This is a genomic window from Pedobacter paludisoli (assembly GCF_052344095.1).
GTDB lineage: Bacteria > Bacteroidota > Bacteroidia > Sphingobacteriales > Sphingobacteriaceae > Pedobacter.
In genome coordinates, this window is the sequence record NZ_CP179926.1 from 824467 (window position 1) to 848018 (window position 23552).

A 23552-nucleotide genomic window follows, 5' to 3' on the forward strand; every position below is an offset into this window, starting at 1 on the left:
ATAAGCTTTTATGAGGATTATTTCTTCTGTTCACATTCATTTTCTTTTTCAACCGAAAGGTTCAATTTATTTTTCAGCTACTTCAAAACCCGCAGTTTTCAAATCTTCCCAAAAATAAGGATATGATTTTTCCACCACTTGCATCTCTTCAATTTCTATTTCATCGATAAGTAACGCTAAGGGAGCAAAAGCCATAGCCATGCGGTGGTCTTCGTACGTTGCAATAGTTACTTTCTTAGGGAAATGCAATTCATCGCAATTTAAAGTATAAATGAAATTATTTTCAGTTAAGGTAACACCAATTTTTGCTAATTCATTTTGCAAGGCCGCAATGCGGTCTGTTTCCTTTATTTTAAGGGTTTCCAAACCGGTGAAAGCCATGTTTTTACCCATAGCAGCGGCTACCACAATAATTGTTTGTGCTAAATCCGGGCATGTTTTTAAATCCAATACCTGATCGGTTTCTAAAGAAACCCCTAAGTTGCTAATGGAAATTCCTTGGTCTGTTTTCTCGGTAAATACCCCGAAAATTTTCATGATGTTTTGGATTTTGCTGTCGCCTTGTAAGCTTTTTGCTTTTAATGCGGGCAATTCAATTTTTGCTTCATTGGCTAGAGCCGCAATGCTGTACCAATAGGAAGCCGCGCTCCAATCCGGTTCTACAACCAAGGTTGCATCATCAAATTTTTGTGGTTCTATTGCGATTAAATTTTCTTTTCCATCGGTTTGTTTACTACCCCAGGTATGCGAAATACCTACCGAAGTTAACATGTCTAATGTCATGTCAACATAGGGACGAGAGGTTAATTCGCCTTCAATTTCGAGCGTTAATCCTTGCGGTAAAATAGGGGCAATCATGAGCAATGCTGAAATATATTGACTACTGATATCTCCTTTTATTTTAACGTGTCTCGATTTTTGTACCAAGGGTCCTACAATTTGCAAGGGGGGAAAGCCTTCTTTTCCCGCATAGGCAATGTTGGCTCCAATTTCTTTAAGCGCTTCGGCTAAAATTCCAATTGGACGTTCTTTCATTCTTTCGGTACCGGTGAGTAAGAAATTTCCATTTTTTGCCGATAAATAAGCCGATAAAAAACGCATGGCGGTTCCTGCTGGGCCTACATCAACCAAGGTAGATTCTACTGCAGTTAAGTCGGTTTCGTTTGTTAAGGTGTTTAAAATCTTATTCAACGTTACCGTATCTGCGGCATTAGAAAGATTGGCTACTTTAACGGTGTTTTTGCTCAAAGCACTGATAATAAGTGCTCGGTTGCATTCACTTTTTGAACCCGTTAATTGGATTTCGGTATGTATATTCTTATTTCCTTTAAAAGAAACTAAGGCATTTTTTGACATTTTATTCGGTGTTAAGTTTCAAATGCGGCTATTTTCTTCGTATGGGTTTGTTTGAAGTTTAGGTGTTTCATACGAGTTTATGTTAATTCCCGTTATGTGCGGGATAAAACAGCCATTTTGAAAACGGTAAATTGTCCTTGCAAGAAAAGAATTTTTGTTTTCCTACTCGCAAGGACAAGGATTGTATCGATTATGCTTGGTTTAAAGCCAATCGGTTGTATTATGCTTTTACTTCGGTGTGTTGTTCCGCTGCAATTCCTTCCGCTGTTTTACCAGCATTCATAATTTCGGTTTGCTTACGAATCGATTCGCCGTGTACAAGTTCTAAGAATTTCTCTGTAAAGGTTAAATCTAGCTTTAATGCTTTTGCAAAAGCTTGTCCTTTTTTAGAGATTTCATCCCAACGATTTACTTGTAAAATTGTTACTTGATTATCGCGTTTGAATTCGCCAATTTTCTCAACGATTGACATACGCTCGCCTAATTTTTGCAATAATAAATCGTCAATTTTATCAATTGATTTACGTAAATCAGCTAATTTATCGGCAAAAGCCTCATTTTTAGATTCTGGTTCGCGAACGGTTAATTTGCTTACTAATTCTGCTAATGCCGCAGGCGTAACTTGTTGTTTCGCGTCTGTCCAAGCCACTGATGGGTCTACGTGTGATTCAATCATTAAACCCTGCATGTCTAAATCCAATGCTTTTTGTGAGATATAAGGGATTAATTCGCGGTTACCACAGATGTGACTAGGGTCGTTGATGATTGGTAAATCTGGGCAAAGTGTTTTTAATTGGATAGCCAATTCCCACATAGGTTCGTTACGGAATGAGCTTTTTTCGAATGATGAAAAACCGCGGTGGATAGCACCAATTTTGGTAATTCCAGCACCGTTAATCCGTTCAATTGCACCAATCCATAATTGTAAATCAGGATTAACTGGATTTTTGATTAATACTGGTACATCGTGTCCTTTTAAGGCATCGGCAATTTCTTGGACGGTGAAAGGGTTTACCGTTGAGCGTGCACCAATCCATAAAATATCCACGCCTGCGGCTAATGCTTCTTCCACGTGTTTTGCATTCGCCACTTCCACTGCTGTTGGTAAACCAGTTTCTGCTTTTGCGCGTTTCAACCACTCAAGACCAATACTTCCAATGCCTTCGAATTCTCCTGGACGTGTACGTGGTTTCCAGATTCCGGCTCTCAATACCGATACTTTACCCGTTGCAGCAAGCAAATGAGCGGTGGTTAATAATTGTTCTTCGGTTTCTGCACTACACGGTCCTGAGATTAATAAAGGCTCATTATTGGTGTTTAACCAAGTGTTTAAGGGTTGAATGTTCAAATTAAGTTTCATGATTATTGAGGAGTATTATATTTTTAAAATTATGTTTTTTATTGTTTTTATACTTTGTCGTTTTTCAGGTATTCACCTAAAATGATAAAGTTTGAGGTGTATTTTAAGGCTTTTCGAATCGCTTTATCGTATTTTTCTGTACTTGGCCATTCTAAATCTACATAGAAGTAATATTCATGGCGTTTTCCTAAAATGGGCATCGATTGTATTTTGGTTAAACTTACTTCTTGTTCGGCAAACACATTGAGTACCGTAGCTAAAGAACCTGCTTTGTGTCCCACTTGGAAACAGATGGAAGCTTTGTTGATTTTCTTTTCTTCGTCTGTTTTATCTTTTTTAAGGATTAAAAAACGTGTGAAATTTTTCTTATTTGATTCTATTCGACGCTCTAAAATGTTTAGTCCGTATAGTTCAGCTGCAAGGGTGTTTGCAATGGCAACAGTATCGGTTAATTGTTCATCTCGTATACGTTTTGCACAAGCCGCTGTATCGTTGCTTTCAATGATTTTAACGTGTGGATAGTCGTAAAAGAAGTCTACACATTGGCGAATGGCAATCGGGTGCGAGGTTACTACTTTTACATCTTCAAATTTCACACCTGGAAGCGCCATCAAGTGCAATTGGATAGCTAAGTATACTTCACCTACTACTGCAAAGCCACAATCGCGGATCAAAGTATAGTTTGGTAATAAACTACCTGCAATTGAGTTTTCAATAGCCATAACCACAAAGTCAGCTTGATTTGCTTCTAATTTGTCGCAGGTTTCTTTGAAAGAATTGCATTCGATTGTTTCAATATCTTTTCCAAAAAATTTGTAAGCTGCTTCTTCGTGGAAGGAGGCTTTGATTCCCTGAATTGCTACACGTTTTTTCGTTTCCATTTTTTGTGTTAAACAAAAAAAGTCCCGGTGATCTACCGGGACTTTTTTATACATTTAATATTTGTTTTATATTTTTTTGCATATCTAGTCCCGGCTCTTACTAAAGTAGTAAAAGTAACCAAAACCAAAATATGTGTTATTTAATTGCATGTGCTATTTTTGAATAAGCCAAATATAGGTACTTAAATTTATTTGTCAAGACCTGAATAGTATTTTTTAATAATTAATGTGTTTTTGGTATTTAGTGATGGTGAAAAGGGTGTTTTGTTTTTAAATTGATAAATTTTTATTTTTTTTATTATTGAATTGTTAATGGTTTTTTTTGCTTGGTTGCTATTTTAATGGTAGGAATTTCAGTATTTTAGCTTAAAGCTTGGTTTAAATCGGCAATTAAATCGTCAATGTGCTCTAAACCAACGGAGATGCGTATTAATGTGCCTGGTGTTTTGGTGTCGGGCCCTTCAACGGAGGCACGATGTTCAATCAAACTTTCTACACCGCCTAAACTCGTTGCTTGGGCAAATAACCGAACTTTGTTTACAACTGCTCTTGCGGTTTCATTTGTGCCTTTTACCAAGAAGGATAACATCCCCCCAAAATCTTTCATCTGTTTACACGCTACGGTATATTGTGGATGGTTTTTTAATCCGGGATAAAAAACGCTTTCAACTTTTGGATGAGCCACTAGGAATTCAGCGACTTTTTTTCCGTTTTCGCAATGTCCTTTCATGCGATAGGCTAATGTTTTAATGCTCCGGCAAAGTAAATAGCAATCGAAAGGAGAGGGAACTGCGCCGCCAGTTTGTTGTACGTTTTTAATGGCTTCCCATAGTGCATCTTTTTTGGCGGTAACTAAAATACCACCTAATATATCGCTATGCCCGCCTAAGTATTTGGTACTGCTATGCATGACTATGTCTGCCCCAAGCAAAATCGGATTTTGCAAAATCGGCGAAGCAAAGGTGCTATCGCAGGCCAATGTACATTTGTTTTCTTTGGCAATGTTGGCAAGGGCTTCAATATCGGTTACCTTTAATAAGGGATTAGAAGGGGTTTCTATCCAAATGAGCTTGGTGTTAGCTTTTATTGATTGTTTAACAAGCGCTAAATTGGTTTGGTCGATGAAATCAAATTCAAGAATTCCGGAAAAGATGGTGAGTAATTGTTTTTTGAAGCCCCAGTACATGTCATCCGGAGCGATTATGTGACTTCCGGGCTTTAATGCTTGAAATAATGCCATCCCAGCAGTGTTTCCAGACGAGAATGCAGCGGCATCTTTACCATACTCCAATTGGGTTAAAGTGTTTTCTAAAGCAGACCTGTTTGGGTTACTTACTCTACTATACATATGCCCACCCGGATAATTTCCATCTTCGCCTCTAAAAAAAGTTGTGGTTAAACTAATAGGAGGGGTAACATCGCCTGTGGCGCTTTTTATAAGATTAGATGCATGTATAGCAAGGGTTTCTGGTTTCATGACGGTATATTCTAGTTTAATGATTTGCGTAGGCAATTTAATAAAATGAGTGAAATTTTAAGCGAATAATGTTTTTTGGCAAGATTTATGTAATTGTAGCAAGGAATTTAAATATTAAGAGATGAAAAAATTGGTTATTGCTTTTGCCTTTGCATTTTCAGCATTGGTTATATTACAAAGTTGTTCAACATCTAAAAGTGCCAACACGGCAATTAACGGAGGTAGAGGTACGGTTACCGGTACATGGGTGGTAAGTAATGTAGCATTAGAAGGTTTGCCAGACCAAGCGGTGAAGGGTTTTTTAGGTGAAAAATCGTATAAATGTTTTGAAGGTAGTACCTGGAAATTAACAAATAGCGGAAATGGGTCGTATTCATTACCGGCATCAAGTGCTTGTGGTGCATTTACACAAACCATTTTTTGGTCGGCAACGCCAAAAGACGAAACATTTCAGTTTAAAAAGATATATGAAGGCGATAAAGCGAAGAACGTAACGGAAGGTTACCGTTTTGTATTGGCTCAATTATCGAAAGATATGATGGTGCTAAAATCGCCAATAGAATTTGGCGGAAAAACGGCTAACATCGTTTTAACTTTTAGCCCTGCAGCGAATTAAGATTTACCTATGAAAAACAATTGTTTTGGAGCAACCCAATTTTGGGTTGCTTTTTTTGTTTTATGACGAGTGCATTTTTTTAGCCACAGAAACGCGGAACACACGGAAAGGGTTTTCACTGAATACATAGAAACTATCCGAACTATGTGTCCTATGAATCTATGTGTTCCAAAAAATTTTGGGCATATTCATTCGTTTTTACCACATAGGAAAGGCATAGAAACATAGCTCACATAGGAAAACAGACCTACATCTAGTTCCTTCTTTAGCCACAGAAACGCGGAACACACGGAAAGGGTTTTCACTGAATACATAGAAACTATCCGAACTATGTGTCCTATGAATCTATGTGTTCCAAAAAAATTTGGGCATATTCATTCGTTTTTACCACATAGGAAAGGCATAGAAACATAGCTCACATAGGAAAACAGACCTACATCTAGTTCCTTCTTTAGCCACAGAAACGCGGAACACACGGAAAGGGTTTTCACTGAATACATAGAAACTATCCGAACTATGTGTCCTATGAATCTATGTGTTCCAAAAATTTTTGGGCATATTCATTCGTTTTTACCGCATAGGAAAGGCATAGAAACATAGCTCACGTAGGAAAACAGACCTACATCTAGTTCCTTCTTTAACCACAGAAACGCGGAACACACGGAAAGGGTTTTCACTGAATACATAGAAACTATCCGAACTATGTGTCCTATGAATCTATGTGTTCCAAAAATTTTTGGGCATATTCATTCGTTTTTACCGCATAGGAAAGGCATAGAAACATAGCTCACATAGGAAAACAGACCTACATCTAGTTCCTTCTTTAACCACAGAAACGCGGAACACACGGAAAGGGTTTTCACTGAATACATAGAAACTATCCGAACTATGTGTCCTATGAATCTATGTGTTCCAAAAAAAATTGGGCATATTCATTCGTTTTTGCCGCATAGGAAAGGCATAGAAACATAGCTCACGTAGGAAAACAGACCTACATCTAGTTCCTTCTTTAACAATTTTGCGCTTCTTTGCGTTCTTCGTGATTAAAAAAACACCCAAACTATTTGTTCTATGATGGAAAATACTTCTCAAACAGGTAAATATAAAGGAGCTTCTATTTTAAGGATGCCGAATAAGCGGTTTGTTACATGAAAATGATTTTGAAATCGGCTCATTATTGTATTTTTGTTCAAAATAAATCAGGAATGAATACAACTGAGCAGGTTGAAAAAATATTAGCGGATACCAACTTATCAACTGAATTACAAAACATAGCAACTAAAGTTCTTCAAGGAGAACGTATTACGTTTGATGAAGGTGTATACCTTTACGAACATGCCGAATTAGGGTATTTAGGCGTTTTAGCCAATTTTGTTCGCGAAAAGAAACATGGCGATCGTACTTATTTTAATCGCAATTTCCATTTAGAACCCACTAATTTATGTGTATACGATTGCAAATTTTGCTCGTATTCGCGCCTGATTAAACAGAAGGAAGAAGGCTGGGCTTTAAGCTTGGAAGAGATGCTGGATGTGGTGAAAAAATACGATGGCGAACCCGTTACAGAGGTACACATTGTTGGGGGCGTGTTGCCACAGTATGATCTTGCCTTTTATTCAGCATTGTTTAGTGAAATTAAAAAACACCGTCCGGATTTACATGTGAAAGCATTAACACCGGTTGAATATCATTATATCTTTAAAAAAGCCAAAGTGGATTATGCCACAGGAATGAAGTTAATGAAAGAAGCTGGATTGGAATCTATTCCAGGTGGTGGTGCAGAAATTTTTCATCCTGAAGTACGCGAGCAAATTGCCAAAGATAAATGTACTGGTGAACAGTGGTTACAAATACACGAAGAATGGCATAAATTAGGGATGCGCAGTAACGCAACTATGTTGTATGGTCATGTGGAGGCTTTTTGGCATCGCGTAGATCACATGGAGAAATTGCGCGAATTACAAGATAAAACTGGTGGTTTTCAGACGTTTATTCCTTTGAAGTTTAGAAATCAGCATAATCAAATGAGTGCTGTTCCGGAGGTTTCGGTTATTGAAGATTTACGTAATTACGCCATTGCTCGTATTTATATGGATAATTTTGATCATATAAAAGCCTATTGGGCGATGATTAGTAGAGAAACGGCTCAGTTATCTTTAAATTATGGTGTTGATGATATTGACGGAACATTGGATGATACCACCAAGATTTATTCTATGGCAGGAGCTGAAGAGCAAAACCCGGCCATGAGCACACGCGAATTGGTTACCTTAATTAAACAAGTTGGACGTAAAGCTATTGAACGCGATACCTTGTACAATGTGGTGACTGATTTCGAAAATGTGGTGTTTGAGGAAGAAGAGAAACCGAAATATTATAAACTTCCGGTGGTTAATTAGGTGGTTGGTTAGTTTTTTGATTGATTAGTTGAATTGGGTAACTGGTTTTTACTGAATTGCTAGATGGGCGATACGTCTTGATACTTCATGCTAACTACTTAATAATCATAGTTTAATGCTCACTATTCACCACTCACTTTTGACTTAAAGATATATGAAAGAAATTTACATCATTAGACACGGGGAAACAGACTTAAATAAACAAGGAATTGTGCAAGGACGTGGCATAAATTCTGATTTAAATGAGCGTGGTAGAGCACAAGCGGAGGCTTTTTATCAGGAATACAAAGATATTGCATTTGATAAGGTATACACATCTGATTTAAAACGTACGTGGCAAACGGTACAAAAGTTTATCGATGCTGAATTGCCTTGGGAACGTTTGTCGGGTTTAGATGAACTTGCTTGGGGCATTTGGGAAGGTAAACCCAATAATGAAGATGCGAGAGAAGCTTTTCGTTTGATGTTACAAACCTGGGAAGATGGCGATTATACTGCACATTTTGAAGGTGGTGAAAGTGTACAAGATGTTTACGAGCGTCTAAAAGGTCCAATGGAAGTACTGGCAAGTGAAGGACCTGAAAAAAGGGTTTTGGTATGTATGCACGGAAGAGCCATGCGGGTTTTTTTGTGTTTATTAACTGGTTTACCTTTGAGTCAGATGACCGAATTTCCACACCAAAATACGGTGTTGTATAAATTGGGCTTTGCCGACGGGAAGTTTAGCGTTTTGAGTTTTAACGATACCACACATTTAAGACATTTGATAGAAGAGTAATTCATTGTACGCAAACTATTTTTTAGTTAAGGCGAATGAATGATTTATAGTTTAACACATTGAATAAAATTAAAATATCGGCTGTTGCCTATACCAACACCAAAGCATTTATTTACGGATTGGAGCATGCTGCAATCCGTTCCAAAATTGATTTAAGTTTAGATATCCCGACTGATTGTGCAGCCAAAGTGATTAGTGGTTTGGTTGATATTGGTTTAATGCCTGTAGCGGCGATTCCTTCTGTTCCGAATGCCAATATCGTAGCTGATTACTGCATCGGTAGCGATGGAGAAGTGAATTCGGTATTTATTTTTAGTAATGTTCCCGTTCAGGAAATAAAAAAAATACGATTGGATTCACATTCCCGTACATCCAATAATTTAGCCAAGGTTTTATTGAAATTCTTTTGGAAACAGGATGTTACTTTTACCCGCGACATAGATGAGCCTGCAGATGCGATTGTTTTGATTGGTGATCGTACTTTTGGTAAGAAAGATGATTTTGCGTATGCATATGATTTGGGAGCCGAGTGGAAAAATTTTACCGGTTTACCTTTTGTTTATGCCGCTTGGGTAGCTAACAAAGAAATTTCGCAAGTATTTAAAGATGAGTTTAATGCTGCGCTTAAGTTTGGTTTGGATAATCGGGAGGTTGTTTTGGCTGCCTTACCTAAAATAGAGAATTTTGATTTAACAGATTACTTGTATCATAAATTGCAATTTGATCTAACATCGGATAGAAAAAAGGCTTTAAACTTATTTTTGGATTATATAGCCCAATTGGATAAAGAGGAGTAGTCGGAAGGTCTAGAAATGAAACTTCCTTGGTATATCCAATAGCTTTTCAAAGAAAAAGAGCGAAGTGTTTTTGTACACTTCGCTCTTTTTGTATTAATGGGATTTTAATTTCCCTGTAACGGTATCTAGTTTGTTTTTTAATTTGCCAATGGCCCCGGTTAAGGCAAGGTCGTACGTGTTACCTGCCGTTGAAACGGCTATTGGTTCTTTGCCTGATAAACGTGCCTCTAAAAGACACCTTTTATCTTCTTGGCCATCTTTACTACCGTTTTCGTCTGAGAAATGCACTTCTAATCGTGTAATGAAGCCATCAAAGCGACTTAGATTATCGTTTAATTGTGTGCGAATCTTGTTTTCGTATTCTTGATGGATGGTTAAATTTTTGTCGGTGTTAAGTTGTATAATCATAGTATATAGAAAAAATATGTTGATTCTCAATATAGCTATTTTAGTTTAGATTCGTTCAACTGTTTCCTATTCTTTTATTTTTAAGACATAACTAATAGTTCCATCTCCACCGTAAATATTGGTTCCGGAAGGAACATATAAATAAGCTGGTTTGTTATTGATGAACAATATTTGTGGACGTTCGAATTTGGCCAGCTCACCAGCGTAATATATTTTCTTTTTGCCTGTAAATTTCTTAAAATCAACATAGTATGAAAGAGGGTGAAAACCCGATTCTTTTTCGTTAAAGTCTAAACCATTTTCCGATTTCCATAAAATACCTCCACCTTTTTCTATAATTCCGAAGTTATCCGTGGTTAACAAGCAGAATTTGCCCTTTTCATCGATAAAAGCATATCCGTCTTCAATGGAGGTGTTATTTTTGGTAACCTTGCTTGGAAACTGAACATACGGTCCTTTTACATCTTGCGCAATGGCCAAGCCCATTTTGTATTTGTTCGATTTAAAGTACAAGAAAATTCCTCCGTCGGGATGAACTAAAGCAGCTGGATTGTTTACGCCGTTATGTGCCTGATAGGTCCAATTTGTAGAATCTAGTGATGGGGATAGAATTAAACCATCTTTTCCTTCTTTATGCCAGGGACCGTTTACGCTTTTTGAGGTAACTAAACCAATACGCTGATTTTTAGGGTGATTCGGAGCTTTTGGGTCGTTGTTTGCGATGTAATACAACGCATATTGGTCGCCAATTTTCTTTATCAAAGGATTGTGTGCCCCAAATTTAGCCCAATCGCTTTTGGGATCGCCTTTTAAAACTACTTCTTTAAATTTGAAAGGTCCTTCGGGTTTATCGGCAATGTAGTGTGCTATTTCACTGCTTGTTCGCCAACCGGGTTCAAATTTGTTTTCTATCTTCCATCTGGATGCGAAGATATGCACACGTCCGTCTTCTCCAAAAATAGGAGAAGAGCCCCAGATATGGTACCCAGGTTCTTGTATTGCTGGACCAATAAATTCTAATTTTTCTGAAAAAGGCTTTGCTGCTTGTTGAGCCTTTAAAGGATTTAGTTTAAACGCAGCTAGAATGATGAATAAATAAAAGGATTTGTTCATGTTTTTTTGTTTGTTCGATAATAAGGATACTATGTGGTAGCTAAAGTAAGGAATTTATGGAGAAAATATGGCGTATACTTTTGAGCTAGGATAAATGTTTATACAAAATGAGCGTAGTGCTAAAAACGCACTGCTCATTTTGTATGAATGGCATCTTAATTTTTGGTTTAGATTCGCTCGAACGTTTGCTATTCTTTTATTTTTAGTACGTAACTAATGGTTCCATCTCCACCGTAAATATTGGTTCCGGAAGGAACATATAAATAGGCTGGCTTGTTATTGATGAACAATATTTGTGGACGTTCGAATTTGGCCAACTCACCAGCATAATATATTTTCTTTCTTTCTGTAAATTTCTTAAAATCAACATAGTATGAAAGAGGATGGAAGCCCGATTCTTTTTCGTTAAAGTCTAAACCATTTTCCGATTTCCATAAAATACCTCCACCTTTTTCTATAATTCCGAAGTTATCGGTGGTTAATAAGCAGAATTTGCCCTTTTCGTCAATAAAAGCATATCCATCTTCAATGGAGGTGTTATTTTTGGTAACCTTGCTTGGAAACTGAACATACGGTCCTTTTACATCTTGCGCAATGGCCAATCCCATTTTGTATTTGTTCGATTTAAAATACAAGAAAATTCCTCCGTCGGGATGAACTAAAGCAGCTGGATTGTTTACACCATTATGCGCCTGGTACGTCCAGTTGGTAGAATTTAGTGATGGGGATAGAATTAAACCGTCTTTCCCTTCTTTGTGCCATGGACCGTTGATGCTTTTAGCTGTAACTAAACCAATTCGTTGACTTTTAGGATGATTCGGAGCCTTAGGGTCGTTGTTTGCGATGTAATACAAAGCATATTGATCGCCAACTTTCTTTATCAAAGGATTGGATGCGCCGAATTTAGCCCAATCGCTTTTGGGATCGCCTTTTAAAACTACTTCTTTAAATTTGAAAGGTCCTTCGGGTTTGTCGGCAATGTAGTGCGCAATTTCACAGCTTGTTCGCCAGCCGGGGTCAAATGTGTTTTCTATTTTCCATCTTGAAGCAAAGATATGTACACGTCCATCTTCTGCAATAATTGGCGAAGAACCCCAGACATGATACCCAGGTTCTTGAATAGCGGGACCAATAAATTCTAGTTTTTCTGAAAAAGGCTTTGCTGCTTGTTGAGCCTTTAAAGGATTTAGTTTAAACGCAGCTAGAATGATGAATAAATAAAAGGATTTGTTCACGTTTTTTTTGTTTGTTCGATAATAAGGATACTATGTGGTAGCTAAAGTAAGGATTTTATCGAGAAAATATGGGGTATGTTCGTTCTATGTGGTTTTTGTGCAGGGCAAGATAATCTTTTGTGCTATTTTAAGCTTTGTCTTTTTACCACAGAGTGTAAGGAGGTTTTACACAGAGCGCGTAGAGAGTTGTAATTTTAATAGTTGAATAAGTTCAAACATTTGCTGTCATCCAGAGCGTAGCGAAGGATCTCAAAGGGGCATGCTTGTTTCAGAGCTAAAAATGATTTTTTTTTAAGAGATACTTCGTTCCTCAGTATGACAAAATTAGTATGAAAGTGATATTTTTGAGCGTTATATCAGTAAAACTAACGTTCAAAATTGTAGTTAGTAACCGAAGAACGACCGTCAACCCCGAATGCTCGGGATGTACCCCCAGCAGCGGAATAAAACAAAAACAGGAGCAGAAACATTCGAATGTGCAGCATCGAGCATTGTTCTATTCAGTTTTGTGGAAATAATTAATATTGTTACAAAACCAATCACCACAAAACCTAGCGAGACTGTTTTTGTTTTGCGTAAAGCCTTGTGGGTAAAGCTGCCTAGCCGGATTGACAAAGGCTTTTGGCTACTTTTGGCCCACAAAAGTAGATGCCCCGCCGGCAAGAGGCAAGCAAGGGAAGAGTCGGGAAGTGGGAGGTCGGAAAGTCAGATGTTAATATGGGCAGGAAGTCTGGTGAGGCAAAAGGTAGTTCGGAAGTAGAAAAATCAGCTATCATCCAGAGCGTAGCGAAGGATCTCAAAGATGAATGCTTGTTACAGAGCTAAAAAAGCAAATTTCTTTTAAGAGATACTTCGTTCCTCAGTATGACAAAATTAGTATGAAAGTGATATTTTGAGCAACATGCATTGAAAACAACTGTTCAAAACAATAAAACATCATCTAGGTTTATGGTAGCGATTCATTACAGATCTTCCATCATAAACCGGATAGCAGCGGCAGCCCCAATTTTTGATTGGGCTATAGCGTATAGCCGGACTGTTTTAACCAAAGCACTGCTGCAGTTCATTTTCTAAAAAAAATAGAAAAGATTAACATTTTCTTAATTTATCAACATACCCGTTGTACAAAGTTTAATCGTGTTATCTTTATGGCTTTTGTAAATTAATTTCAGTTTTGGCTAAAGATACGAATAAGGAAACCCCGTTAATGCAACAATACAACGCTATTAAGGCGAAGTATCCGGGTGCATTGCTGTTGTTTAGAGTTGGCGATTTTTATGAGACATTTGGGGAGGATGCTGTAAAAACAGCACAAATTTTAGGTATTGTATTAACCAAAAGGGGTACAGGGCCTAACGGTGCTTTGGAGTTGGCTGGTTTTCCGCATCATTCTTTGGATAATTATTTGTCTAAATTGGTTCGTGCCGGTCAGCGGGTAGCCATTTGTGACCAGTTGGAAGATCCTAAAGCGACTAAAACCATTGTTAAGCGTGGTGTTACCGAGTTAGTTACACCGGGTGTTGCGTATGGCGATAATATTGTTAACCAAAAATCTAACAACTTTTTAGCTTCTGTTTTTTTTGATAAAAACACCATTGGCATTGCTTTCTTAGATATTTCGACGGGTGAATTTTTGTTGACTCAAGGAAATAGTGATTATATTGATAAGCTTTTGCAAGGTTTTAAGCCTTCTGAGGTGATTTTTCAAAAATCGAAACGACAAGTTTTTACTGAGAATTTTGGCGATCGCTTTTATACTTTTGGTTTGGATGAATGGCCTTATACCAGTGATTATGCCAATGAAACGTTAACCAAACATTTTGATGTTACTTCTTTGAAAGGTTTTGGTATTGAGCGTCTGCAGAGTGGAATAGTGGCTGCTGGGGTTATTTTACATTATTTGGGAGAAACCGAACATAAAAACTTACAGCATATTACCTCGATTAGTAGAATTGAAGAGGATAAATATATGTGGTTGGATCGTTTTACCATTCGGAATTTAGAATTGGTGAATTCGGCCAACGACCATGCTGTTACTTTATTTGATATACTCGATCAAACCTGCACACCCATGGGGGCAAGGATGCTTCACAAATGGATTGTGATGCCATTGAAGGATTTGAAACCTATTGAGGAGCGCTTGGAAATGGTTGACTTTTTTGTTAATCATGAAGAGATTCAACAAGAATTTTTAACGCACATTAAGCAAATTGGTGATTTAGAAAGGTTGATTTCGAAAGTAGGTTTACAGCGTGTGGGTCCGCGCGAATTAATTGCCCTTAAAAGGGCTTTAAATCATGTTGAAGAGATTAAGAAATTGGCTTTAAAGACGAATAATCTTTTCTTAACTAAAATTGCTGATCAACTTAATCCTTGTGTGTCTATTCGTACCCGTATTGAGCGTGAATTGCAACCTGATCCGCCTGCATTGTTGGTTAAGGGAAATGTGATTGCAGATGGCATTGATGAAGAGCTTGATCGTTTGCGTAAAATTGCTTTTGGCGGTAAGGATTATTTGGTTCAGATTCAGAAACGTGAAGCCGAAGCAACAGGTATTCCATCGCTAAAAATAGCTTTTAACAATGTTTTTGGCTATTATTTGGAAGTTACGCATACGCATAAAGATAAGGTTCCGGAGGGATGGATTCGTAAGCAAACGTTGGTGAATGCCGAACGTTATATTACGCCTGAATTGAAGGAATATGAAGATCAAATTTTAGGTGCTGAGGAGAAAATTCAAGCGATTGAGGTTCGGTTGTATAATGAATTGATGTATGAAACGGCGGGTTATATTAAGCCTATTCAGCTGAATTCGTTTTTAATTGCGCAATTGGATTGTTTGCTTTGTTTTGCTCAATTGGCGCGTTTAAATGATTACAATAAGCCCAAAATTACCAAGAAAAAAGTTCTGGATATTAAAGGTGGCCGTCACCCGGTGATTGAAAAGCAATTGCCAATGGGGCAGGAATACATTACCAATGATGTTTATTTAGATACGGATAGTCAGCAAATAATTATGATTACGGGGCCAAATATGGCGGGTAAATCGGCTATTCTACGTCAAACCGCTTTAATTGTGTTGATGGCTCAAATGGGCTCTTTTGTTCCGGCAAAAGCTGCTGAGGTGGGTCTTGTAGACAAGATTTTTACACGTGTTGGCGCATCGGATAATATTTCTTCTGGAGAAAGTACATTCATGGTTGAAATGAATGAAACGGCGAGTATTTTGAACAATATTTCGGATAATAGTTTGATTTTATTGGATGAGATTGGCCGTGGAACAAGTACGTACGATGGTATTTCGATTGCGTGGGCAATTGCCGAATATTTACATGAACACCCAACTGTACGTCCGAAAACTTTGTTTGCAACGCATTACCACGAGTTGAACGAATTGTCGAGCACCATGCCTCGAATTAAGAATTTTAATGTTTCGGTTAAGGAAATGGCTAATAAAGTTATTTTCTTGCGCAAATTGATTCCGGGAGGTAGCGAACATAGTTTTGGTATTCATGTGGCCAAAATGGCAGGTATGCCACCTAAATTGATTCAACGTTCGAATGAAATTTTGAAGAAATTGGAGATTGACCGTACCGAAGGGCAAAGCATTAAAGACAGCATAAAAAAGGTTCAAAACCAAGCGTATCAATTGCAGATGTTTGCCGTAGATGATCCGGTTTTGGTGAAAATTAGAGATACATTGAATAATTTGGATGTGAATGCTTTAACGCCTGTTGAAGCTTTACTGAAATTGGATGAAATTCAACGATTAATTAAAAATTAGGGAGATGGGCTAGGCATGCGTACAAAAGGATTTTCTTTTTATTGTTTTTTTGCATTGGTTATATTGTTATTATCTGCTTGTGGAAGTAAAAGATATACCGCTAAAAGCGATACGAAAGGGGCTAGGGCTGCCGATGCGATGTCTAACTTAAAAAGCAAAGCACTTTATCGTTTTATTACCGATTGGGCTGGGGTGAAATATCGTTTTGGAGGGCTCGATAAATCGGGGATTGATTGCTCGGGATTTGCACTTTTGTTGGAAAAGGAAATTTACGGGAAATCTTTACCTCGAATTTCACGCGATCAGGCGAATGCCGTAAAGGAGAAAAATGTTTCTCGATTGGAGGAGGGTGATTTGGTGTTTTTTTCGTTTGGTGGCGCAGCCGTTGATCATGTGGGCGTGTATTTAAACAATGGCTTTTTTGTGCATGCAAGCACATCTAGAGGGGTAATTGTAGATGATATGACTTTACCTGCCTACCAAAAAACGTTGGTGAAATCGGGTTCAATTAGGTAGTTTGCTTACTTCTTTTGCATCTTTTTTGACGATTAAAACCAAAAGGTCCTCATAAACGTTATTTCGATATGCGAATTATTTGTGTTTTCTTTTTTTTGATTTTTTGCTTCACTTCTTCTGCCCAGGTTAAACTCTGTACATTGAGTGAATTGGACGCTCGTTTGGCTGCAGGAAAGGACACGGTATTTGTTGTTAATTTTTGGGCTACCTGGTGCGCTCCTTGTGTGGCAGAATTACCGAATTTTGATCTCCTTCAAAAGCAAAAATTCACAAAACCCGTAAAAGTTTTATTGATGAGTGTTGATGCCAAATCTAAACTGACCAAAGAGGTGATTCCTTTTGTGATAAACAAAAACATAGCCTCGGAGGTACTGCTTTTAAACGAAACGGATCAACAGGTGTATATCGAGCAGATTGACAAGAATTGGTCGGGTTCTATACCGGCAACTTTATTTGTATGGAAAGGGAAGCGGCAATTTTTCGAAAAGGAATTTACGGAGGATGAATTAATTCGTGTTGTAAAGGAATTTAATTAGGTTTTTTTTGGGTGTAATTGCTTTAAATCTAATTAATTAAGTTAAATTAGTGTACGATTACGTTTTTTAAATTCGAGTGATATTTGCCTTTTTTTGATAAACATTAAAAGGTATTCATTTATAAATTTTAACCATAAAAGAAATGAAAAAACTAGTTTTATTTGCATTTGTGCTGATTTCGAAAGTGGTATTGGCGCAAAGTTCAGGCTACCAAGTAGGGGACATGGTACAGGATTTTTCTTTAAAAAATGTAGATGGAAAAATGGTAAGCATGGCTGATTTTAAAAAGGCCAAGGGATTTATTGTGGTGTTTACTTGCAACACGTGTCCGGTGGCTAAAGCGTATCAAGATCGTGTAATTTCATTGAATGCTGAGTTTGGAAGCAAAGGCTATCCTGTGGTGGCGATAAATCCGAATGATCCGGAGACTGTACCGGGTGATAGTTATGAAAAAATGCAGGATTTAGCAAAAACAAAGCACATTACCTATCCGTATTTGCTAGATCCGAATCATGTGGTCACCAAACAATTTGGCGCAAGCAGAACGCCACATGTTTTTGTAGTAAGCAAAACTGCAAAAGGGAATGTGGTGGAATACATCGGTGCCATTGATAACGACCAAGAAGGGGAAAATCCACAGGCTACTAATTATGTGAAAAATGCTATTGCTGATTTATCAGCGGGTAAAAAACCAACCATTACCAACACCAAAGCCATTGGATGTACCATCAAATGGAAAAAAGTCTAAAAAAAAATCCGGTTGAATAACGCAACCGGATTTTTTTATTTATCCATTAATACATTAACCAACTCTTTTAGTTCTTCTACTTCTTGTTCTAAACTAGCAGTATGATTATGTAGGATATCCGTTGGTTCAAGGATTTTTGCCTTTGGTATAGCCGTTCTGGCTGGCTTAATTATGTCTTCAATACGACGTGTATAGTGGGCTTTTTTGTTGTTTTTCTTTTTTTTAATCTTTTACATATCAAGCTTGATTGCTCGCTTTCTTTATAAGGGCTAAAACGCCTAAAATAGGTTTTCTTTGGGTTTAAGTTTGAAAAGGGAACTTTCAACTTGATTTTTGGCTTGGATAAGCAAAAATGCGAGGAAAGAATAACGAATTGTGCATGTTAATTAATGTATATTTTGTGTATTTATATTCTTTTATTATTTTTATTGGTATATTTATGTATTAAAAATGTGAATCTATGAATTATCAGTTTCTTAAAGATTTAGTGGATTTGGCTGAGGATTTTGATTTGGCTAATTCTAAAGGGGATTACAAGAATACGTTGGATGGTTTTAAAAGCTGGATAGTTCAAAGTAATGATTTTCGAAAGGCCGAGTTTTCTCTTTCTTGGGAGGGAAAGGAGGATGGCCGCAGTGCAGAAAGTGTTATTAGTACGCTTTTAGTTCATATGAATCGTTTTGCTAAGAGCTATTCGAGGGCAGCGATAATGGGTTCTGATTTTTCTACTCAAGAAGATTTTATTTATCTCATTAATTTGAAGGCGTTTGGCAAAATGACGAAAATGGATTTAATAAAAAGGAATGTGCATGAGAAATCGGTTGGTATTTTAATTATAAATAGACTCATGAAAAAAGGTTGGGTAGAACAACAAGTATCTGAGATGGATAGGCGTAGTAAAATTATAGGTATTACTGTTAAGGGTTTGACTGTTTTAGATAATCAGATGAGTAAAATTAGGCAGGCCACCAAAGCGGTTAGTGGTAATTTATCTTTGACTGAAAAATTAACCTTAGTTCATTTATTAACCAAGCTGAACGATTTTCATCAGCCCTTGTATGAGCGAAATCTGAGTTTAGAAGATTTGTTGCAAGAAGCTGCCGTTCGAGTTCGTTTAAAATAGGAAATATCGATACATGTTTTCATCCCTTATATATGAGCAATAATAAAAAGAAGATAGCGGTTATAGGTGCTGGTTTTTCGGGTATGTCTGCTGCGGCTTATTTGGCGCAAGCGGGGCATGAGGTGCATGTTTTTGAAAAGCATAATCAACCCGGGGGAAGAGCTCGGCAGTTTAAAACGGAGAATGGATATGTGTTTGATATGGGGCCGAGTTGGTATTGGATGCCCGACATTATAGAGGGTTTTTTTGCCGATTTTGGTTATCATTCTTCTAATTTTTATCAATTGAAAGCCTTAGATCCTCAGTTTGAAATGATTTTTGGTGATGAGAAAATGGCCGTGCCAAAGGAGTATACAGCGTTAAAGCAATTGATGGAGAAAACCGAGTTAGGTGCTGCTGAGCAATTGGATAAGTTTATGCAGTCGGCAAAATATAAGTACGAAGTAGGGATGCAAGATTTTGTAAATAAGCCTTGCTATAATTGGTTGGAATTTGTTTCTCCAAAAATTGCTAAAAGTGCCCTTCAACTCAATTTGCTAACTGATTTTAGAAGTTATGTGGCCGAGTACTTTTCCAATCAGAAGTTGAAGACGTTAATGGAATTTCCTGTTATTTTTTTAGGCGCATCGCCTAATTCAATTCCAGCGCTCTATAGCTTAATGAATTACGGTGGATATGTGTTGGGTACTCATTATCCGATGGGCGGTTTTTACGAATTGGTTTTAGCCATGAAAAAGGTAGCCGAAAAGCAAGGGGCTCATTTCCATTTTAATGCGCCTGTAGACGAATTGCTTATTAAGGATAAAAAAGTAGTCGCGTTGCGTGTTAATAACGAGTTAAAACACTTTGATGAGGTAATTGCCTCTTCTGATTATCATCATACTGAATCGTTGCTTCCCCAAGAATATAGAAATTATAAGGAAAACTATTGGAATGAACGGACTTTTGCACCTTCTTGTTTAATTTACTATTTGGGTGTAAAGGAGAAAATTCCAGATTTACGACACCATACCTTATTTTTCGAAAACGATTTAGATGAGCATATAGCGTGCATTTATTCGGATAAGCGATGGCCCGAAAATCCATTGTTTTATGTGTGTTGCCCCTCAAAAACGGACGACAATGTAGCGCCAGAACACGGTGAAAACCTTTTTTTATTGCTCCCTGTTGCTCCGGGCCTTTCTGATGAGGAAAGCGTTCGCGAAAGTTATTTAAAAAAGATGCTCGCCAGAATTGAAAAACATACCGGAGCCTCTCATTTATTCGATAAATTGGAATACAGGCAAAGTTATTGTGTGTCTAATTTTATGCAGGATTACAATGCTTTTAAAGGCAATGCCTATGGTTTGGCTAATACTTTAAAACAAACAGCGGTGTTAAAGCCTAAAATTAGAAATAAGAAATTAAGTAATCTTTTTTATGCCGGTCAATTAACCGTACCAGGCCCCGGCGTACCCCCTTCAATAATATCAGGTAAAATAGTAGCAAAAGAGGTTAACAAAAACTAAAAAGCGATGAAACAATTGTTTGATGAATTAGCTTACGAAGTAAGTAAGAGAACGACCAATAAGTACAGTACGAGTTTTTCGTTGGGTATTTTAGCCTTAAAGCCAAGCATTCGTAAAGCGGTTTATGCCATTTATGGATATGTGCGTTTAGCGGATGAAATTGTGGATAGTTTTCATGGCTATGATAAAGAAAAGCTGCTTAATCGATTTAAAATAGAAACAGAGGTAGCGATAGAAGAGGGAATTTCACTCAACCCCATTCTTCAAGCTTTTCAGGAAACGGTTAAACAATATGCTATCGATCATGCGTTAGTTGATCAGTTTTTGCATAGTATGGCTATGGATTTAAAACAAATAAGTTACAACTCAGCTTTGTACAATGAGTATATTTATGGTTCGGCAGAGGTAGTTGGGCTGATGTGCTTACATGTTTTTACCCAGGGAAATAACGTGCAATACGACGAATTAAAACCGTATGCGATGAAATTGGGTTCCGCTTTCCAAAAGATTAATTTTTTAAGGGATTTAAAAGAGGATTACCAGGTTTTGGGTCGCTCTTATTTTCCAAATTTGGATATGAGCTTTTTTACCAATGAGGTAAAATACCAGATTGAAGAGGAGATAGGAGCCGAATTTGAAGAAGCCTTGTTGGGTATAAAAAAACTTCCAGCTTCTTCTAAATTTGGGGTGTATTTGGCTTATAAATACTATTTATCGCTTTTTAAGAAGATAAAAGAAAAATCCTCGCAAGAAATATTAGAGAATAGAATTAGAATACCAAACACACTAAAAGCATATGTAGCTTTTAAAAGCTATGTTCGGTATAAAGTGGCTATGTTATGAAAGCGGTATTTTGTGTTGTATTTTTTTTCTTTTTTGGTGATGCTAAGGCACAACTTAATTTGGGTGTGATACGCGCGCATTATTTGAAAGCTCCTTACAATAAAGATATTTGTAAGAAGATGATTGAAGAACTTAAACGCAACGCAAAGGAGCCTATTTATTTAGGCTATTTAGGCGGATTTCAAACGATTTATGCAAAGCATTTGCTGAATCCGTTCAGTAAATTAAAAACATTTAATCAGGGTAGAAAAAACATAGATGGCGCTATAATTCAGGCATCTGATAGTGTAGAATTGAGGTATATTCGTTTATCTGTGCAAAAAAATGCACCTTCCTTTTTGGGGTATTCGGGCATGGTTAATCAAGACACAGATTTTTTAAGGAGAAACAAAGCGGAATTAAAAAAACAAGGGCTAATAGAGAAAGTAGAAACACTTTTAAATGATTAAGAATGAGGTATCAATTGTATAGAGAACAGCAGTTAAATTGTGATTTGGAAACTGCTTGGTCTTTTTTTTCTTCACCAAAAAATCTTTCTAAAATTACACCAAAGAATATGGGCTTTGTTGTTCTTTCTAAAAATTTAGGCGCTCAAATTGCGCCTGGAGACGTGATTGATTACTTGGTTTCGCCTGTGCTTTCTATTCCAATGAAATGGCAAACCCTTATCACCCAGGTTGATTATCATAAGAGTTTTACCGATTTTCAGCAAAAGGGACCTTACCGCTATTGGAAGCATGATCATGAGTTTTTACCCAATAGTGAGGGAGTTTTAATGAAAGATACGGTAGAATACGAATTGCCTTTTGGTTTTTTAGGAAAGATGGCTCATGGTCTTTTTGTCAAAAATAAGCTACGTACTATTTTTAATTATCGTTACGTTATTTTAGAAGAATTATTTAATCAAGAAACTAAATAAGATGAGTTTTTTAATTGCTTTGTCGACATTTATTTTGATGGAAGGAGCTACCTGGTTGATTCATAAATACATCATGCACGGCTTTCTTTGGGTTTTACATCGGGATCATCACGACCATAGCACCGATGGTGTGTTAGAAAAGAACGATTATTTCTTTGTACTATTTGCAACGCCTACCATTGCATTGATGTACGTGGGATCATTAAGCAATTTTAATTACCTTTTTTTTATTGGTTTGGGTGTTATGCTATATGGAATGGCTTATTTTTTTGTGCATGATATTTTTATTCATCAGCGCATTAAACTCTTTACCAATACCAAAAATGTTTATTTTTTGGCCTTAAGAAGGGCTCATAAGCAGCACCATAAACACCTAAACAAGGAAGAAGGAGAGTGTTTTGGTTTTTTATATGTACCACTAAAATATTTTAAAATGTATTCTGAAACCGCTAAAAAATGATTTCTTACACGTATTCTGCCATTTTGTTTTTTACGGTTATTGTATGCTTTATTGCTTCTTTTGATAGGAGAATACAGTTTAATGTACATTTTTTAGCATTTTTTAAGGCTGCGGTTCTGGTTGCAATTCCTTTTATTGCAGGCGATGTTTGGTTTACCGCAAAAGGGGTTTGGTGGTTCAATTCTGCTTACACACTGGGGCTAACCATTGCTGGCTTACCTCTTGAAGAATGGCTTTTTTTTATCTGTATCCCTTTTTCTTGTGTGTTTACCTATTTTTGTATCGATACGTTTTTTAATTGGAACAAGGTAGCAGCTTTTAATAATTTGCTCGTTTTTGTGAGTGTTATAGTGGGTTGTCTGGTTGCTTTATTGCATGCAGATAAATTATATACACTTGTAACCTCGGTAGCCATGGTATTAACCATGATATATTTACATTTTATTGTTAGAGCCGATTGGATAACAAAAGCATCGTTGGTTTTTACGGTGTTGATGCTGGGGTTTTTTCCTGTAAACGGAATTTTAACCGGAACGGGTTTAGAATCGCCCATTGTGAATTACAATCAGGATGAATTTTTGGGAATAAGAATGTTAACAATTCCTATAGAAGATGCCGTATATGGATATACGCAATTTTTATTGGTTTTGTATTTTTTTAATCGTTTTAAAACAACATAGAACGGATGTGGTTGG

General features: G+C 37.1%; 22 protein-coding genes. 15 read left to right on the forward strand and 7 right to left on the reverse strand.

Annotated elements, in window-relative coordinates; translation table 11 throughout:
* Nucleotides 1-66: 66 nt before the first annotated feature.
* From aroA to ACJVDK_RS03305, 4 genes are all read right to left on the reverse strand, one after another.
* Nucleotides 67-1356, reverse strand: a complete 1290-nt coding sequence (aroA, locus tag ACJVDK_RS03290) for a 3-phosphoshikimate 1-carboxyvinyltransferase (protein ID WP_443938865.1) — start codon at nucleotides 1354-1356, stop codon at nucleotides 67-69.
* A 220-nt stretch (nucleotides 1357-1576) separates the two neighbouring features.
* Nucleotides 1577-2716 (reverse strand): chorismate mutase, encoded by a 1140-nt coding sequence (locus tag ACJVDK_RS03295; RefSeq protein WP_443938866.1) that lies wholly within the window; start codon nucleotides 2714-2716, stop codon nucleotides 1577-1579.
* A 47-nt stretch (nucleotides 2717-2763) separates the two neighbouring features.
* The gene (locus tag ACJVDK_RS03300) at nucleotides 2764-3597 is read right to left on the reverse strand and encodes a prephenate dehydratase (RefSeq protein ID WP_443938867.1); all 834 of its coding nucleotides are present in this window, start codon (nucleotides 3595-3597) and stop codon (nucleotides 2764-2766) included.
* A gap of 361 nt (nucleotides 3598-3958) precedes the next feature.
* Nucleotides 3959-5074 carry a trans-sulfuration enzyme family protein gene (locus ACJVDK_RS03305; protein WP_443938868.1) on the reverse strand — a complete coding sequence of 372 codons (1116 nt, stop codon included), beginning with the start codon at nucleotides 5072-5074 and terminating at the stop codon, nucleotides 3959-3961.
* Nucleotides 5075-5195: 121 nt separating this feature from the next.
* Between ACJVDK_RS03305 and ACJVDK_RS03310 the strand changes: the two genes are divergently transcribed.
* The 4 genes from ACJVDK_RS03310 (at nucleotide 5196) to ACJVDK_RS03325 (ending at nucleotide 9664) form a co-directional block, all read left to right on the forward strand.
* Complete coding sequence (locus ACJVDK_RS03310) at nucleotides 5196-5690, forward strand: hypothetical protein (RefSeq protein WP_443938869.1); 495 nt, start codon at nucleotides 5196-5198, stop codon at nucleotides 5688-5690.
* A 1205-nt stretch (nucleotides 5691-6895) separates the two neighbouring features.
* Nucleotides 6896-8089: an aminofutalosine synthase MqnE gene (gene mqnE / locus ACJVDK_RS03315; protein ID WP_443940024.1), complete on the forward strand. Its 1194-nt coding sequence runs from the start codon at nucleotides 6896-6898 to the stop codon at nucleotides 8087-8089.
* A 154-nt stretch (nucleotides 8090-8243) separates the two neighbouring features.
* The gene (locus ACJVDK_RS03320) at nucleotides 8244-8867 is read left to right on the forward strand and encodes a histidine phosphatase family protein (RefSeq protein ID WP_443938870.1); all 624 of its coding nucleotides are present in this window, start codon (nucleotides 8244-8246) and stop codon (nucleotides 8865-8867) included.
* Nucleotides 8868-8926: 59 nt separating this feature from the next.
* Nucleotides 8927-9664 carry a menaquinone biosynthetic enzyme MqnA/MqnD family protein gene (locus ACJVDK_RS03325; RefSeq protein WP_443938871.1) on the forward strand — a complete coding sequence of 246 codons (738 nt, stop codon included), beginning with the start codon at nucleotides 8927-8929 and terminating at the stop codon, nucleotides 9662-9664.
* Between the two features lie 93 nt (nucleotides 9665-9757).
* Here ACJVDK_RS03325 and ACJVDK_RS03330 read toward each other — a convergent pair whose 3' ends face one another.
* The 3 genes from ACJVDK_RS03330 to ACJVDK_RS03340 form a co-directional block, all read right to left on the reverse strand.
* Nucleotides 9758-10072, reverse strand: a complete 315-nt coding sequence (locus ACJVDK_RS03330) for an HPF/RaiA family ribosome-associated protein (protein WP_443938872.1) — start codon at nucleotides 10070-10072, stop codon at nucleotides 9758-9760.
* A 66-nt stretch (nucleotides 10073-10138) separates the two neighbouring features.
* Nucleotides 10139-11185 carry a glycoside hydrolase family protein gene (locus tag ACJVDK_RS03335; RefSeq protein WP_443938873.1) on the reverse strand — a complete coding sequence of 349 codons (1047 nt, stop codon included), beginning with the start codon at nucleotides 11183-11185 and terminating at the stop codon, nucleotides 10139-10141.
* Between the two features lie 188 nt (nucleotides 11186-11373).
* Entirely contained in the window at nucleotides 11374-12420 is a 1047-nt protein-coding gene (locus ACJVDK_RS03340) for a glycoside hydrolase family protein (RefSeq protein ID WP_443938874.1), read from the reverse strand.
* 1174 nt (nucleotides 12421-13594) lie between these two features.
* Here ACJVDK_RS03340 and mutS point away from each other — a divergent pair.
* The 11 genes from mutS (at nucleotide 13595) to ACJVDK_RS03395 (ending at nucleotide 23537) form a co-directional block, all read left to right on the forward strand.
* Nucleotides 13595-16204, forward strand: a complete 2610-nt coding sequence (gene mutS, locus ACJVDK_RS03345) for a DNA mismatch repair protein MutS (RefSeq protein ID WP_443938875.1) — start codon at nucleotides 13595-13597, stop codon at nucleotides 16202-16204.
* A gap of 54 nt (nucleotides 16205-16258) precedes the next feature.
* Entirely contained in the window at nucleotides 16259-16720 is a 462-nt protein-coding gene (locus tag ACJVDK_RS03350; RefSeq protein WP_443938876.1) for a C40 family peptidase, read from the forward strand.
* A 140-nt stretch (nucleotides 16721-16860) separates the two neighbouring features.
* The gene (locus tag ACJVDK_RS03355; RefSeq protein WP_443938877.1) at nucleotides 16861-17256 is read left to right on the forward strand and encodes a TlpA disulfide reductase family protein; all 396 of its coding nucleotides are present in this window, start codon (nucleotides 16861-16863) and stop codon (nucleotides 17254-17256) included.
* Nucleotides 17257-17398: 142 nt separating this feature from the next.
* Nucleotides 17399-18004 (forward strand): thioredoxin family protein, encoded by a 606-nt coding sequence (locus tag ACJVDK_RS03360; protein ID WP_443938878.1) that lies wholly within the window; start codon nucleotides 17399-17401, stop codon nucleotides 18002-18004.
* Nucleotides 18005-18464: 460 nt separating this feature from the next.
* Nucleotides 18465-19127, forward strand: coding sequence for a MarR family winged helix-turn-helix transcriptional regulator (locus ACJVDK_RS03365; protein WP_443938879.1), 663 nt, complete (start codon nucleotides 18465-18467; stop codon nucleotides 19125-19127).
* A gap of 32 nt (nucleotides 19128-19159) precedes the next feature.
* Nucleotides 19160-20635, forward strand: coding sequence for a phytoene desaturase family protein (locus ACJVDK_RS03370; RefSeq protein ID WP_443938880.1), 1476 nt, complete (start codon nucleotides 19160-19162; stop codon nucleotides 20633-20635).
* A gap of 6 nt (nucleotides 20636-20641) precedes the next feature.
* Nucleotides 20642-21478, forward strand: a complete 837-nt coding sequence (locus ACJVDK_RS03375) for a phytoene/squalene synthase family protein (protein WP_443938881.1) — start codon at nucleotides 20642-20644, stop codon at nucleotides 21476-21478.
* On the forward strand, nucleotides 21475-21927 hold the full coding sequence (locus ACJVDK_RS03380; protein ID WP_443938882.1) for a hypothetical protein: 453 nt from the start codon (nucleotides 21475-21477) through the stop codon (nucleotides 21925-21927). Before ACJVDK_RS03375 ends, ACJVDK_RS03380 begins: the two co-directional genes overlap by 4 nt.
* 2 nt (nucleotides 21928-21929) lie before the next feature.
* Nucleotides 21930-22397 (forward strand): SRPBCC family protein, encoded by a 468-nt coding sequence (locus ACJVDK_RS03385; RefSeq protein ID WP_443938883.1) that lies wholly within the window; start codon nucleotides 21930-21932, stop codon nucleotides 22395-22397.
* Nucleotide 22398: 1 nt separating this feature from the next.
* The gene (locus ACJVDK_RS03390) at nucleotides 22399-22857 is read left to right on the forward strand and encodes a beta-carotene hydroxylase (protein ID WP_443938884.1); all 459 of its coding nucleotides are present in this window, start codon (nucleotides 22399-22401) and stop codon (nucleotides 22855-22857) included.
* Nucleotides 22854-23537, forward strand: coding sequence for a lycopene cyclase domain-containing protein (locus ACJVDK_RS03395; protein ID WP_443938885.1), 684 nt, complete (start codon nucleotides 22854-22856; stop codon nucleotides 23535-23537). The genes ACJVDK_RS03390 and ACJVDK_RS03395 overlap by 4 nt, the downstream gene beginning before the upstream one ends.
* Nucleotides 23538-23552: the final 15 nt, after the last annotated feature.